Origin of the sequence: Aminobacter ciceronei, from assembly GCF_014138625.1 — a bacterium.
GTDB classification, from domain to species: Bacteria; Pseudomonadota; Alphaproteobacteria; order Rhizobiales; family Rhizobiaceae; genus Aminobacter; species Aminobacter ciceronei.
The window spans coordinates 48,632-62,337 of the sequence record NZ_JACJHY010000025.1; the positions used below are offsets into that span (position 1 = coordinate 48,632).

At 63.4% G+C, this 13,706-nt stretch carries 21 protein-coding genes; 15 read left to right on the forward strand and 6 right to left on the reverse strand.

Features of this window, described 5'->3' with window-relative positions:
* The first annotated feature begins 145 nt into the window (after positions 1 to 145).
* A complete protein-coding gene (locus HNQ95_RS23075; RefSeq protein WP_182575336.1) occupies positions 146 to 391 on the forward strand; it encodes a hypothetical protein in 246 nt (81 codons plus the stop codon).
* Between the two features lie 310 nt (positions 392 to 701).
* On the forward strand, positions 702 to 1,775 hold the full coding sequence (locus HNQ95_RS23080) for an extracellular catalytic domain type 1 short-chain-length polyhydroxyalkanoate depolymerase (protein WP_182575335.1): 1,074 nt from the start codon (positions 702 to 704) through the stop codon (positions 1,773 to 1,775).
* 170 nt (positions 1,776 to 1,945) lie between these two features.
* Here HNQ95_RS23080 and katE read toward each other — a convergent pair whose 3' ends face one another.
* Positions 1,946 to 4,045, reverse strand: a complete 2,100-nt coding sequence (gene katE / locus HNQ95_RS23085; protein WP_182575334.1) for a catalase — start codon at positions 4,043 to 4,045, stop codon at positions 1,946 to 1,948.
* Positions 4,046 to 4,392: 347 nt separating this feature from the next.
* Between katE and HNQ95_RS23090 the strand changes: the two genes are divergently transcribed.
* From HNQ95_RS23090 to HNQ95_RS23105, 4 genes are all read left to right on the forward strand, one after another.
* On the forward strand, positions 4,393 to 4,704 hold the full coding sequence (locus tag HNQ95_RS23090) for a PepSY domain-containing protein (RefSeq protein ID WP_115732746.1): 312 nt from the start codon (positions 4,393 to 4,395) through the stop codon (positions 4,702 to 4,704).
* A 50-nt stretch (positions 4,705 to 4,754) separates the two neighbouring features.
* Positions 4,755 to 5,372 carry a general stress protein gene (locus HNQ95_RS23095; protein WP_115732747.1) on the forward strand — a complete coding sequence of 206 codons (618 nt, stop codon included), beginning with the start codon at positions 4,755 to 4,757 and terminating at the stop codon, positions 5,370 to 5,372.
* A 265-nt stretch (positions 5,373 to 5,637) separates the two neighbouring features.
* On the forward strand, positions 5,638 to 5,820 hold the full coding sequence (locus tag HNQ95_RS23100; RefSeq protein ID WP_115732748.1) for a DUF3606 domain-containing protein: 183 nt from the start codon (positions 5,638 to 5,640) through the stop codon (positions 5,818 to 5,820).
* Between the two features lie 13 nt (positions 5,821 to 5,833).
* Entirely contained in the window at positions 5,834 to 6,115 is a 282-nt protein-coding gene (locus HNQ95_RS23105) for a hypothetical protein (RefSeq protein WP_182575333.1), read from the forward strand.
* A gap of 408 nt (positions 6,116 to 6,523) precedes the next feature.
* On the opposite strand, the gene HNQ95_RS23110 is transcribed toward HNQ95_RS23105, so the two are convergent.
* The 5 genes from HNQ95_RS23110 to HNQ95_RS23130 form a co-directional block, all read right to left on the reverse strand.
* Positions 6,524 to 6,667 carry a hypothetical protein gene (locus HNQ95_RS23110; protein ID WP_182575332.1) on the reverse strand — a complete coding sequence of 48 codons (144 nt, stop codon included), beginning with the start codon at positions 6,665 to 6,667 and terminating at the stop codon, positions 6,524 to 6,526.
* Between the two features lie 294 nt (positions 6,668 to 6,961).
* Positions 6,962 to 7,237, reverse strand: coding sequence for a hypothetical protein (locus HNQ95_RS23115; protein WP_067963875.1), 276 nt, complete (start codon positions 7,235 to 7,237; stop codon positions 6,962 to 6,964).
* 122 nt (positions 7,238 to 7,359) lie between these two features.
* Positions 7,360 to 7,611, reverse strand: coding sequence for a hypothetical protein (locus HNQ95_RS23120; RefSeq protein WP_182585829.1), 252 nt, complete (start codon positions 7,609 to 7,611; stop codon positions 7,360 to 7,362).
* 136 nt (positions 7,612 to 7,747) lie between these two features.
* Positions 7,748 to 7,957 carry a cold-shock protein gene (locus HNQ95_RS23125; protein ID WP_067966826.1) on the reverse strand — a complete coding sequence of 70 codons (210 nt, stop codon included), beginning with the start codon at positions 7,955 to 7,957 and terminating at the stop codon, positions 7,748 to 7,750.
* A gap of 433 nt (positions 7,958 to 8,390) precedes the next feature.
* Positions 8,391 to 8,567, reverse strand: a complete 177-nt coding sequence (locus HNQ95_RS23130; RefSeq protein WP_182575331.1) for a hypothetical protein — start codon at positions 8,565 to 8,567, stop codon at positions 8,391 to 8,393.
* Between the two features lie 105 nt (positions 8,568 to 8,672).
* On the opposite strand from HNQ95_RS23130, the gene HNQ95_RS23135 reads away from it, so the two are divergent.
* From HNQ95_RS23135 to HNQ95_RS23175, 9 genes are all read left to right on the forward strand, one after another.
* Positions 8,673 to 9,173, forward strand: a complete 501-nt coding sequence (locus tag HNQ95_RS23135; protein WP_067963879.1) for a YciE/YciF ferroxidase family protein — start codon at positions 8,673 to 8,675, stop codon at positions 9,171 to 9,173.
* A 78-nt stretch (positions 9,174 to 9,251) separates the two neighbouring features.
* Positions 9,252 to 9,416, forward strand: a complete 165-nt coding sequence (locus tag HNQ95_RS23140; protein WP_182575330.1) for a hypothetical protein — start codon at positions 9,252 to 9,254, stop codon at positions 9,414 to 9,416.
* Between the two features lie 3 nt (positions 9,417 to 9,419).
* Positions 9,420 to 10,385 (forward strand): SDR family oxidoreductase, encoded by a 966-nt coding sequence (locus HNQ95_RS23145; RefSeq protein WP_182575329.1) that lies wholly within the window; start codon positions 9,420 to 9,422, stop codon positions 10,383 to 10,385.
* Positions 10,386 to 10,439: 54 nt separating this feature from the next.
* On the forward strand, positions 10,440 to 10,664 hold the full coding sequence (locus HNQ95_RS23150) for a hypothetical protein (protein WP_154385158.1): 225 nt from the start codon (positions 10,440 to 10,442) through the stop codon (positions 10,662 to 10,664).
* 166 nt (positions 10,665 to 10,830) lie between these two features.
* Positions 10,831 to 11,400, forward strand: a complete 570-nt coding sequence (locus HNQ95_RS23155) for a hypothetical protein (protein WP_154385157.1) — start codon at positions 10,831 to 10,833, stop codon at positions 11,398 to 11,400.
* A 40-nt stretch (positions 11,401 to 11,440) separates the two neighbouring features.
* The gene (locus tag HNQ95_RS23160) at positions 11,441 to 11,707 is read left to right on the forward strand and encodes a hypothetical protein (RefSeq protein ID WP_182575328.1); all 267 of its coding nucleotides are present in this window, start codon (positions 11,441 to 11,443) and stop codon (positions 11,705 to 11,707) included.
* Between the two features lie 290 nt (positions 11,708 to 11,997).
* Positions 11,998 to 12,294 carry a PRC-barrel domain-containing protein gene (locus HNQ95_RS23165; RefSeq protein ID WP_182575327.1) on the forward strand — a complete coding sequence of 99 codons (297 nt, stop codon included), beginning with the start codon at positions 11,998 to 12,000 and terminating at the stop codon, positions 12,292 to 12,294.
* A 323-nt stretch (positions 12,295 to 12,617) separates the two neighbouring features.
* Entirely contained in the window at positions 12,618 to 13,046 is a 429-nt protein-coding gene (locus tag HNQ95_RS23170) for a hypothetical protein (protein ID WP_067966828.1), read from the forward strand.
* Positions 13,047 to 13,067: 21 nt separating this feature from the next.
* Positions 13,068 to 13,310 carry a DUF982 domain-containing protein gene (locus HNQ95_RS23175; protein ID WP_083948634.1) on the forward strand — a complete coding sequence of 81 codons (243 nt, stop codon included), beginning with the start codon at positions 13,068 to 13,070 and terminating at the stop codon, positions 13,308 to 13,310.
* The last annotated feature ends 396 nt before the right edge of the window (positions 13,311 to 13,706 follow it).

The following is a 13,706-nucleotide window of genomic DNA, read 5'->3' on the forward strand; positions in this document are numbered from 1 at the left end:
ACATCGGCCTGGTCTTTGCCGATGCCGGAGCAATCGGACTTGTGTTGGAGCTGTTGCCGCACATGGCTGCGAGGCCGGGCGTCGGCCCAGGTCTGAGGCTGCGCCTTGGCCCCAGGTGCTTGTCACCAAAGCCTTGGGATGACCGATGCATAAAGTCAGGGACGCGCTCGTCGACGTCCTGATGTCGAACACGCAAGACCGCCTTGCCTGGGACCCGGCATCGCCGGCGCAGGCGGCACAACATCTCGGCCTGACCCAAGCGCGCATCCAGCGGGCGGTCGACCGGCTCTGGCAGCGCATCGTGCAGGACAGGTCTTCTGGCGACTTCCACCTGTGGACGTGGCCAGCGCGAGCGGAAGGTGGCGCAGGCGCCGACAACACCAGACCCTGAGAAACCGCCAAGCCGTCTGGCCGCTGCCACCAGCGGCCAGGCCCACAAGGTCTTCGGATTCCGGATCGTGCGGGGCGCGTTCGGGGAGACAGAGGTCGCGAACAGCCCTGCCCGCCACCCAGATCAGCATCAGCCAGCCAGCCTGCCCGGCCAAGGCCTGTTGAGGCGGCGGCCTCAGCAGGCCTTTGTCGCGCCTGCCCGGCTGGAAACTGCGCCGCGCGATTTATTGTGCAGTGCAGCAACGATAGGCGCTCATCGGCGTTGTGGAGGGCGCGCGGTCCGGTCAGGGCTGCGGAAACAGGACACCGCCATGAGAAACCTCTCTGATACGATCTCGCGCCTGGCAGCACGCCGTGCGCAAACGGTCGCGCCGGAGCGGCATGACGACCCGCTCAGGGATCTGGTGAACTTCGGCTCGAACCCCGGTGCCCTGCGAGCCAGAAGCCATGTTCCGGAGAACCTGCCTGGGTCAGCGCCGCTGGTCGTCGTGCTTCACGGCTGCACCCAGACCGCGTCGGGCTACGACCATGGCACCGGCTGGTCCGCCCTTGCCGACAGCCAGGGCTTCGCGCTGCTGTTTCCGGAGCAGCAGCGGTCCAACAATGCCAATCTCTGCTTCAACTGGTTCGAGCCGGGCGACATGATGCGCAACGGCGGCGAAGCTCTGTCGATCCGCCAGATGATCGAGGCGATGGTCCTGGCGCATCGGCTTGATCGCAGCCGGATCTTCATCACCGGGCTTTCGGCCGGCGGCGCGATGACGTCGGTGATGCTGGCGACCTACCCGGAGGTGTTTGCCGGCGGCGCCATCATCGCCGGCTTGCCCTTTGGCACGGCCAATTCGATCCCGACGGCCTTCGACCGCATGCGCGGCCATGGCAGCCGCTCGCAGGCGCGGCTTCAGCAGCTGCTGCGCGCCGCCTCGCCCCACACGGGCCCATGGCCGACGCTCTCCGTCTGGCACGGCTCGGCCGACCAGATCGTCGTCGGATCAAACGCCGACGACATCATCGGCCAATGGCGAACCATTCACGGCATCGACGATGAAGCGCCGCCGTCGACGACCATGGTCGACGGCCACAGCCGTCGCGTCTGGAAAGACGGCTCGGGACGGGAGGTGATCGAACAGTATCGCATCAAAGGCATGGGGCACGGCACGCCGCTGGCTGCAAACGGCATCGGGACCCCCGGCCCGTTCATGATCGACGCCGGCATCTCGTCGACGCAGCGCATCGCGCAATTCTGGCAAATCGCAGATCCGCAGGTCGAGATCCTGCTGCCGCAAAAACGAGAAAGAGCAGCGGCTCCCGACAAGCCGGCCCGCGCCGAGGGGATCACCAGGACAATCGAGGATGCGCTGCGATCGGCCGGGCTTCTGCGCTAGAGCAATTCCAGGAAAAGTGTGCAGCGGTTTTCCGTCAGGAATTGCGCAAAAACAAGAAGATAGAGAGATTCCGCGATTCGAAGAAAAGCGGAAACGCTCTAGAGGATACGCGCCGGCAGCGGCCAAGGCGAGCGGGCCAACGGGGCGCGCTCGCCTGCGTCTGACATGCGTCAGCGCGCTTCTCTCTTCCACACCCGCAATCTGCCCAGAGCCTCGACGAAAGCCGGCATGTCCTGCGGCGTGGCAAGGCGGATGACGCCCTCATCTTCCAGTGCGCCGTTGCCGCAAACCTTCTCAACCAGCCCCTTGGCAGCCGTGACATGGCCGATGAACTTGCAGTGTGCGAAAGCATCGGACACAAAGTCACGAACATCGGGATTGTCCGACAAGGCTGGCATCGTCTTCTCGTCCGGCAGCAGCGCGACCGCGTCATAGAGCACCGAGGGCGCCCCGGCGATCATCTGGTCCGCCGGCACCAGGCTGCCGTCGCTCAACTTGGCCCCGCCGACCTTCGGCGCGATGATCTCGCAGCTGGCCCCGGCCTTGGCGATCGCGTCCTTGAGCGCCGAAAGCAGGGCGGCATCGGTGCCGTCGGTGACGAGAATGCCGAGTTTTCGTCCTTCGAAGCGCTCGGGTCCCTTGGCGAGAATGCTGAGCGAGGCTGCCGGCTCGAGATCCTGGCGCGTTGGCATTGCAGCGTCGGCCGCCTTGGGCATCGACTGCAAGCCCAGATTGGCGGCGACGCCGTTGGCCAGGCCGCGATCGACATTGACCAGATGCGACACCATGCGCTCACGGATGACCGGCGTCTTGACCTTGGCGAGTTCGAAGGTCAGCGCCGCTGCGATATGGGCCTGCTCCGGCGGGGTCTGGCTCAGGTAGAATTGTCTGGCCTGGCTGTAGTGATCGGCGAAGCTTTCGGCGCGCAGCCGCTGCTTGGGCCCGCTCTCGACGTCGGCAAAGGAGCGGAACCCGGCTTGCGGGGATTCGCGCGGTCCCTCGCCCCAGGAATTCGGCTGGTAGTTGGCGCGGCCGACCGGGTTGCGCATGGCCATGTGACCGTCCTGCTGGAAGTGGTGGAACGGGCATTTGGGCGCATTGATCGGAATATGGGTGAAGTTGGTGCTGCCCAGCCTTTTGATCTGGGTGTCGAGATAGGAAAAGTTGCGCCCCTGCAGCAGCGGGTCGTTGGAGAAGTCGATGCCGGGCGGCACATTCTGCGTCATGAACGCCACCTGCTCGGTCTCGGCAAAGAAGTTGTCGGGCATGCGATCGAGCACCAGGCGGCCGACCGGGACAGGCGGCAGCAGCTCTTCGGGAATGAGCTTGGTGGCGTCGAGCACGTCGAAGTCGAAGCTGTCGGCGAACTCCTGGTCGAACAGCTGGACCTGCAGTTCCCACTCCGGAAAATTGCCGGCCTTGATCGCGTCCCAGAGGTCGCGGCGATGGAAATCGGGATCGGCGCCGTTGATCTTCACCGCCTCGTTCCAGACCACGGACTGGAGGCCGAGCTTCGGCTTCCAGTGGAACTTGACGAAGGTCGATTCATCCCTGGCGTTGACCATCCGGAAGGTATGGACGCCGAAACCCTCCATGAACCTGAACGAACGCGGGATCGCCCGGTCGGACATCACCCACATGATCATGTGCATGCTCTCGGGCGTCAGCGAAATGAAGTCCCAGAAATTGTCGTGGGCCGATTGCGCCTGTGGAAAGCCGCTGTCCGGCTCGGGCTTCACCGCATGGATGATGTCGGGAAACTTGATCGCATCCTGGATGAAGAACACCGGGATGTTGTTGCCGACGATGTCCCAGTTGCCCTCCTGGGTGTAGAGCTTGACGGCAAAGCCGCGGACGTCGCGCGCCAGGTCGACCGAACCCTTGCTGCCGGCGACGGTGGAGAAGCGGACAAAGGCCGGGGTCTTCTCACCGGCACGCTGGAAGATGTCGGCGCGGGTGTATTTTGCCAGCGACTTGTAGGTCTCGAAATAGCCATGCGCGCCGTAGCCGCGGGCATGCACCACGCGCTCGGGAATGCGCTCATGGTCGAAATGGAAGATCTTCTCGCGCAGGTGGAAGTCTTCCAGCGCGGTGGGTCCGCGTGCGCCGATCTTCAGCGAATTCTGGTCATCTGAGACCGGGCCACCCTGGGCGGTGGTCAGCACGGGGGTTGCGCCTTCGGCCAGCTGGTGCAGCTCGCCGCCTTCGCCGCGCTGGAGTTTCTGGTCATGGATCGTGGCAATCTTGCCGCGGTTCGTTGACTTGGCCATTGCTCATTCCTTGGAGAGGGGGTGCGGGTGCGCACATCACCCTCAATGCCGCGACGCCGGTGCGGTTCCCTTGGTTCTCGAAATGAAGTTGGGGCTCACGAAATGAAACGGGGGCTCGCGAAATGAAGTCTGGCCGCAACATATGAAATTGGCGTGGGCACTGCCGCCCGCCGGCTGAGCCGGCATTGGCCACATCCCGGCCGCCCCGCCGAGCCGCCCCGCTGATATGTCCGAGCGGCCATGGATGCCAGGCGGCCGACTGAGCCGGCGCGCCGAAATTGTGCCGGCACTTTTTGGGAACCAATCGTCCTGCCAACGGTTTTATTGTCGCAAGTCAGGAGAAAATAATGAAAAATCTTATACTTAGCGCGGCCATTCTGGCTGCCACGGCTTTCCATGCCCAGGCGCAGACCCAGCCGTCGAGCGACCCTCAGACGCCGGCCATCGCCACGCCTGATACTGTCAATCCGACGGCTCCGGTAGCCGGCGCCAACAGCTTCACCGAAGCGCAAGCCAAGGCCAAGATCGAAGAGGCGGGCTTTCAGAACGTGACGGCGCTGGTCAAGGCCGAGAGCGGCATCTGGCAGGGCAAGGCGACCAAGGACGGCAAGGAAACAGCCGTTTCGCTCGACTACCAGGGCAACGTCGTCGCCCAGTAATCCGGGCCCAACATTTTCACCCCATTTCAGGACGTAGAAGGAAGATCACCATGGTAAGTGTGACAGGATTGTTCGACCATTATTCCGACGCACAGGCAGCGGTCGAAGAGCTGCACCGAGCCGGCATTTCGCATGACGACATCAGTGTCGTGGCGAGCAATGTCGACGGTTCATATGACGCCCGTTCGTCGGATACGGCAGACGCTGCCGGCACCGGCGCGGGCATCGGCGCCCTTGTTGGCGGCACAGGCGGCCTGCTCGCCGGCCTCGGCGTCATGGCAATCCCCGGGGTTGGCCCGGTGGTGGCAGCCGGCTGGCTGGCGGCGACCGCCGCAGGTGCTGCGGCCGGTGCACTCGCAGGCGGTGCGACGGGCGGTCTCATCGGGGCATTGACCGATTCCGGCGTCCCCGCCGAAGACGCCCATGTCTACGCCGAAGGCGTGCGACGGGGTGGCACGCTGGTGACCGCACGCGTCACCGAAGGCGCTGAAGAAGACACCGCAAGGTCCATCCTGCACAACGCCAATCCAGTCGATGTCAGCGAGCGCCGGGCAGCCTATGCCGATGGCGGCTGGACGGCCTTCGACGAAACGGCCGACCCGTACTCGCCCAAGGACATCGAAGAAGAACGCCGGCGCTACGCCACCCGCATCCCTCCGGTGGTCTGATCGCGCCGTAGTCTGGCCCTCCGTAGTCTGGCCCCCCGTAGTCTGGCCCCCATAGTCTGAACCGGTGAGCCGCCGCTGTCTTGTCTACGACGCGGCGGCAAAACCTTGAAATGCCGAGGGGCTAGATGCCGAGGGTGAGATGCTGGCGACCCGATCTTCCGGTAGGGCCGCTTGGCTAGCACACATAGCTGCCGGCCGAGGGATCGATTCGCCCGCATGCGCGTTTCATCACTCTCTAATACAGGCTCTTATACAGGAGGCCGACATGCCGGACGATCCGAAGAAAACCGCTGAGGACCGCAAGCTCGTCTCGAGGCAGGAGTATGAGATCGAGGAATTTGCGCGCAAATATGATCTGATGCGCGGCGAAGCCGCGGCGATGATCAGGCGCTATGGTCCATCGCGCCGCAAACTTGACGCCATCATCACGCAGCGCCCGCGCGGGTAGATGGCCAGGACAGATGCCTGAACAGAGCCAGCCCGCCGCATTCAGCGTCGACGAGACGGTCAGTCTCAGGTCCCGTGCCGGCGTGCCCCTGGGCACGCCCAACAGCTTCACCGTCAAGACGATACTGCCCAGCGACAACGGCCACCGTTACTATCGCATCCGCAGCATGGAAGAGGCCTTCGATCGCATCGTGCCCGAGGCCAATCTGGTCGCCGCGGACCAGTGCCAGACGATCCATGATGATGAAGCCCGACGGAATTTCCGCATGCGCTTTGCGCCGAAGCGGCGGCGATAGCGGTGCTTGCCTTGCGCGCAAGTTGTGTGAAACAATCTCCAGAATGCCGTCAAAAGATGGTCGCTGCGGCAAACGCCGCCCCAATTGCCTGATACTGCATGGCAGTGGCTGTTGGCCTCAAGCTTCCGCCCCAATTGCGGGCGGGAAGCCGTGAACAGCTCCTCGAACGTCTCGGCACTGGATTTCGAAATTGTCCTCGGCGCCTTGCGCCGCATGATCCCGTTGCCGACCGACCCATCCGACCTTCATGCGCTGGCACGATGCTTGATCGCCGAATTATGTCCCGAAAAGACCTATCCCGACGCGCTCATGGATGCGTTGGTTCAAGCCGCATCGAAGAGGGCGCGATCGTCGAGGCCGGCGATGCGTTTCCTGAGCGGCCTGAGGTCGTGACGGATGGCTTCAGCGTCAGGTGATTGCCGGAGGATGTTCATTGAATTCTGCCTGTCGGGGATCGCGACCCAGTTGGCTGGCGAAGAAAGCAGGCGCCTCCTCGGTGGCAGCCTGCACAACGGACAATTGCCCGCTCGCAAGCTCAATCGCCGAGTTCATGACAGGTTCCATGGAAAAGGCCTGCCGGATGGGGCACATCCGGCAGGCCTGGTGTGAGCATGACCGGAGGGGGGAGGCCATGCTCGCCACTACAACTCTGGTCGCCTCGATAAGTTCCCCGGGCGAAGGCACGCCGGAGGGTTGTCTGGCACTGCGCGGGAAAGACGCTCAGGCACGGATCCGCCTTGCCACGATCTCCGCTGGTCGACGCCCGACGGTTCGGGTCGTCGCAGCCAGATCAAGCCCGGTCGTCAGATCAAGCCCGGTCGCCAAGATCAAGCCCGGTCGCCAAGATCAAGCCCGGTCGAATGTGAACGATGTCAGCAAGGTGGTCACGAAATTGCTCGCCTTTTCCTTGACCAGCATGGTCGTCCAGTCGTCCGTGCCGCGCAGCCTCAGGTCGGTGTAGATGCTGTCGACCGCCGCCTCTTCGATGCGCTTGATATGCGCCATGAAGGCGACCTCCCCGTCCGAGCGATACATGTCGCGGATGACCATGCGCAGGACCTCCTGGATCGCTATTTGCCAGGCGGTGTTGATCGCGTGAATTTCATTGGTGTCTTCTGACATGGCTATTCCTTTGGGTGGCTCGGCCCTGGACAATGTTCACGCGGGGCCTGGTTCACGCGGGGCCCTGGTTCACGCGGGGCTTGAGCAGCCGCCTGACAAGGCGCGGATGACAGGGCGCCGCGTCAGACCTGTCTCGCGACAGCTGCCGTCCGTTGGTCCCGGCTTGCCTGGCCAGGAGCGATCGCGGTCGCCCCTGCACGATCATGCAGTTCCTTTGCGAGGCGCGCCTGACGAAGCCGGAGCGTCTTTTCCTCGCGCGAGCGAACGAGGACGTCCGCCACATCGAGGGGGGTGTTGCGTGCGAAAAATTGCGATTGCGCACGGCTGAAGGCAATCTCCGCCTGTTGGCGGGATTTGCTGTGTGTCTGAAACAATGGGTTTTCCGATTGGGAGGCCGCATAGGGTGCGCGGCAATAAAAAAGGTCAGGCGGGCTGCCTGACCTTGATCGGTATCATGCTCTCACAGTGCCAGTACATCCGTGGTCAACGGAGAGACAGATACTGGATGGCTCAGGCGGCCTGCAGATTGCAGGCGGACATCTTGCCGGACTTGTTGTCGCGCTCCATCTCGAAGCCGATCTTCTGGCCCTCGACGAGTTCGCGCATTCCGGCGCGCTCGACGGCAGAGATGTGAACGAACGCATCCGCGCCGCCATTGTCGGGCTGGATGAAGCCGAAGCCTTTGGTGGAATTAAACCATTTAACGGTGCCAGTGGTCATGATGAACCCTTTCATAGCATAAAGTGGACCACAACGCCGAAGCGCTGCGGATGGTGATAGCGATTTTTGAAAGAAAAGGTTCGTTCAGGGCGCGGTGCCAAACGCGCGGTAACCAAAGCTCAGCAAGCAAATATCGATGATGGATATGTAGGACAGCCCTGTCGCGTTGTCAACTCCAGCTTTTGGCGCGCAGCGGATTCGACATAAGGTTGTACCGCGCGGGCCGGAACGGGCGGTCAATCCAAGCCCCCCGTGTGAGGTGGATTTCGGCGGGCCCATGATTATTGGCCGTCAGCGTGAAGACCACGGGAATGTCGCCCTTGGTCCAAATGCGCCGCCACTGGTTCGACAGAGCCCTGACTGCCTTTCCTGGTGCAGGATTGCAAAAAGCCCCGCCACCTCAAGGCAGCGGGGCTCGATCTGGAGAACCAGATCACATCGGCGGCGACAGCGTCACCTGCGTGACCTTGGCCATGTCGTCGCCATCCATGGTGACCACCACCTTCTTGCCGACCGCAGGCGCAGCAGGCGCTGCAATGCCGGCGCCGACAGTGAAGCTCTTGCCGTCCTCCAGCAGGATGACCTTGGTCTCCTTGCAACCGGCGCGCACGAGGGTTCCGATGCGGCGGCGAGGTGCGGATCTCCTGAATCCTCTGGAACTGTAAGCGCCACCAGTCGTTCTGGCCCGGAGGGATCTCAACCACAGGAGCCAACCATGCCGACCAAAGAAAAGGGCCTTGAAGACCTCTTCCACGACACCCTGCGCGATATCTACTACGCGGAGCGCAAGATCCTGAAGGCGTTGCCGAAGATGGCCCGCGGCGCCAGTTCCATGGAATTGAAAGCGGCGTTCGAGAAACACCGGGACCAGACCGAAGGCCATGTCGAGCGGCTTCAGCAGGTGTTCGAGCTGATCGGCAAGCGCGCCCAGGGCAAGACCTGCCCGGCGATCGACGGCATCATCGAGGAAGGCGAGGAAATCCTTGAGGAGTTCAAGGGCACGGCGGCCGGCGACGCCGGCCTGATCTCGGCTGCCCAGGCCGTGGAGCATTATGAAATCACCCGCTACGGCACGCTGCGCCGCTGGGCTGAAATCATGAAGATGCCGGAGGCGGCCGAGCTTTTCGCCGCCACCCTGGCCGAGGAAGAGACCACCGACAAGGATCTGACCATGCTGGCCGACAGCAAGGCCAACCGACAGGCCTTGGCCGCATGATCGACAGCCCCGCAGCTCTGCCGAACAAACCGGCAGCGCTGTGGGGCGCCCCCTCAACAGCCATTCGGAGGCGCGACCATGAAACCGACCACCCCAACCCTGCCCACCGATGACGAGCTCGTCATGCACCTGGTGGAAACCAGCGACCTGTCGCCGCTCCAGGCGGCCGAACTTGTCAGGCGCCATGGCCGCGACCGCCGCAAGCTCGATGAGCTGGCCAGGACATTCAAGGCGGAGAGTTGAGCCATGGGTGCCGCTCAGCCACGCGCCGCAGGCAGGCAACGCGCGATCCAGGCGAAGGTCGACAAGGACGACAGGCAGCAGCGCAAGGTCAAACCGCCCAAGGCGATGCAGGCCGGCGCCAGGCGGTATCCGACCCCGCCATTCCCGAAGCAGCATCTGCCGAAGCCCGGCCACGAAACCTCGGTCGAGCCGGCGCCGCTGTATGACGCGCCCTATTATCTCGGTTCGCAGAAGCTCGCCGGCAAGGTCGCGCTGATCACCGGCGGCGATTCAGGCATAGGTCGAGCGGTTGCGGTGCTGTTTGCGCGGGAGGGCGCCGACATCGCCATCGGCTATCTCAGCGAAGACGTCGATGCGAAGCAGACAAAGCTCGCCGTCGAAGCGGAAGGCCGCAGCTGCATCCTGCTTCGCGGCGATGTCAGTTCGCCCGCCGCATGCCGCAAGGCGGTGGCGAGGACAGTCAAGCAATTCGGCAAGCTCGACATCCTCGTCAACAATGCCGCCTTCCAGGTGCATTCGGCCGATATCGCCGACCTCACCGAGGCGCATTTCGACACCACGCTCAAGGTCAATCTCTACGGCTATTTCCACATGGCCAAGGCAGCGCTCGCGCATATGGGGCCAGGCGCCGTCATCCTGAACACCGGCTCGGTGACCGGCATCAGGGGCAGCAAGGAGCTGGTCGACTATTCGATGACCAAGGGCGGCATCCATGCCTTCACCAGGGCGCTTGCCGCCAACCTTGTCGATCGCGGCATCCGCGTCAACGCCATCGCGCCCGGACCGGTGTGGACGCCGCTGAACCCGTCCGACAAGCAGGCGCAGGACGTGGCGCAGTTCGGCGCAAAGACTGCGATGAAGCGTCCGGCCCAGCCCGAGGAAATCGCCCCCGCCTATGTGTTCCTCGCCTCGTCGCACTGCTCCAGCTACATCACCGGCGAGATCCTGCCGATCATCGGCGGCTACTGAGAAAATGCCTGCCGGCCGAGGCCGGCACGACACGTGCATGCAAAGGTGAGCGCCATGTTGCCGCCCGAAATCATCGACAACCCCGACCTGTCCATCGATGAGAAGATCGGTCGTCTGCGCAACCTCGATGCCAGCCTGCGCAGCCTGTACCGGGCGCTCTACCCCGGTGAAACGCCGTGGGACGACCTGGCCGAGATCGAAACCGGAATCCGCAGCCTCGAACAGATGCTGCCGTCGGGAACCACGGTCGATCGTTGCCGCGACGACGACAGACAATGACACGTCCCGGGTCCCGACCAAGGGGTTACCGGGACCTCCGCCGCTGCAAGGACCTGACGGCGCTGGCCGACAACAAGGCCAATCGTCAGGCACTTTCGGCATGATCCATGACCACCGGCCGGTCGTCTCGCGCAGAGGGCAGGCCCATGACCTCGAGAGGGCAGAGATGAGCAAGGCATTGTTGGCACTCCCGCTGGCGCTGATGTCGCTGTCGGCGGCCCCTGCGACGGAGAAGGACTTTCTTCAAACGCTTTCCGGCAGTTGGCAGGGCTCCGGCCAGGTCCGGCTGCGGCCTGATACGGCGCCGGTCCCGGTCGTCTGCACGCTGCGATCACGCAGCAAGGGCGCTTCGCTCAATCTGGACGGCAATTGCCGGGCAAAAATCGTCTTCTCCAGGCGCATCGGCGTCGATCTGCGCGCCGAAGGGGCGCGTTATTCCGGCACCTATGTCGGTTCACGTCGCGGTGCGGCCAGCCTTGCGGGCAGACGCAGCGGCGATACTGTCACGCTGCAGATCAACTGGCCTGACCGCGGCTCAGGCGCGCGGGTCGCCACCATGCAGGTGGCGAGCAGGATTGCCGGCAAAATGCGCATCGTCACTGTCGAACGACACCCGCAGACCGGAAACCGGGTGGTGACGGCTGACATCGCCTTCAGCCGCAACCAGACGGGCCTCTTTTACAGACGCACATTTTTTGAGCCGGGCGGCATCCTTCGCTGCGTGGGGGAACCCTAGCTGAGCACGGCGGGTTGTTGACAGGAAACGGAGACCCACCATGGCCAAGACAGCAACGCGGCAAAGCCCAGCCGGACCCAGGCCGGCACTGCCCCCGGACAATCCGACGCCCAGGGTGAAACCGACGCCCCAGGACAAACCGACGCGCAACGACAAACCGACGCCCAGGAACGAACCGACGCGCAACGACAAACCGACACGAGACACGCGGGACGACCCGTCAGCCAATCCGGACGCCGACGAAAACCAGCCCGACACCGCGCCCCACAAGGACGTCGAAAAGCTTCAGCGCAAGCTGAAGCGCTGATGCACCAAAAAGAAAGGCCTGCCCACGTCTCCGTCGGCAGGCCGTCAGGTTCTGGGATGCGCAGCCGGGAAAGGGACGAAACCGGCTACATGTGCAGTGTCTAAACCCGACAACAGCGCCGAAGTTCCATCGTTGGGTGAGCACCCAGCCGAGCCCCGCCCGGATCGAACCGCGAGCCGGCACCCGCAGCCGCCGCTGCATGATCACGATTGTCGCCGCGCGGTGGGTTTGTCGGAACGGATCGCCGACTGGATGGTTTCGCCAATCCACCCACCAAGAGGAGACCAGTCATGGACCACAGCAATCACGTCCGCCTCACCGAGGCCGAACTCACGCCCGATCTGCTTGCCGACGCCACCATCTATGGCCCCGACGACGAGGACATCGGATCGGTGTCGCATGTCCACGGATCCGGCAGCACGGCCCAGGTGATCATCGATGTCGGCGGCTTCCTCGGCATCGGCGCAAAACCGGTCGCGGTGCCCGTCAGCCAGCTCGATTTCATGCGCGACGAGGATGGCGAGGTCCACGCGGTGACATCGTGGACGAAGGACCAGTTGAAAGACATGCCGGAGCATCTCGACTGATCTGCATGTCGCGTCAGTGGCGCGGGATGGGCCCGCGCCACGGGGCAGGCGCGCACCTTCACGCGAAATGGCCATGATTGGCCGCCGATGAAAGATGCGGCGCCCGGACATCTGGTTCTGGCGCCCGCCTCTGCCGGCGCCTGCAGGTTGCGGGCCGCGTTCGCGGCCTGTGAGCGCGCCGCCAAGCGAACGCTCACTTTTTGATGATATCCCTACAGTAACGCTTGTTCACGATCCCGTGAGGGCGGCCCCACAGATCGAAATAATGTGTTACACTTCGTGAATGCTCAATCTCGCAGCAATCAATGCGGAAGGAGCCCGAAATGAACCAGGCGAACAATGACCGGAAGTCCTTGGATCAGAGGATTTCAGATTACAGACCAAGCAAGAAGAGTTTGGCTTGGTCAATTGTGATCAGCGCTATCTTGACGATGATATTCGGTTTTACTGCTGGAGGCTGGGTTACCGGCGGATCCGCGAGGCTTATGGCGACGGTGGCGGCGCGGGATGCCGTGGCGGAACTGGCCTCTACGGAATGTGTGAACCGCTTTCTCGGTGGCACCGATGCGGCCCAAAGACTGACCGACCTGAAAGCTCTCAGTTCCTGGCAACGAGATGACTTTGTCAAAGACGGCGGCTGGAGCCAGTTCGGGTCGGAGGAAGTCGCAGGCGCTGCCGTGATGTGCGCTGACAAGCTCGCAGCCATGGACGGCGTGCCCGAAACGACGTCCTCGGCGGCGGTCGAAGGATAGCCCCGCGCCGGGAGTTTCAACATGGACAAGGAATTCAACCCACCGGTGGTGATAGCACGCGAGAACCGAGCCGGACGCAGGACGATAGCGTCCGCCTGGGAAGCGCTGGAGTGGTTGCGACTGCGAAGACCGGCTTGCACAGGCCCGCGATACCGTTCGGCCGTTCGCATATGTCGCGATGTGCTCGATGGGTTGCGGGCTCCCCCGGACGCCCGCCGAGCCTTCATATCAGCCGCCAGGGAGGTTGGCCGGCGTGTGTTCTGACGTGAAATGAAGGGGGTGGAGAGGGATGAAGTATCGCGACGTGCAGGAAAGGCTGAGGATGGTTGGCATCGTCATGAGCAAGTCCCAGGGCCGAATACGCATCAACCACTTCGGGGCGACTGCGGAAACCGCGTATTTCACCTGTTGCCTCGAGGATGCGCTTAAGACGGGGCAGGCTATGGCCGAGCCAAGTGCACTGCCCGAAGCGTGGTGTGCGGAACGCACATAAGACTTCAGGAGATGGAAGGACGGCAGGCGATCTCCTGAAGCGACCGCCCGGATCGGGAGGAACATCCGGGCGGTCTTTTCCGTTGGGGATGACCGCTGCCCAGAAGAATGAACGCCAACAGGATCGGCGACTGCCGAGGATGTGGCGCACGTGGTCGTCGCCGTGAA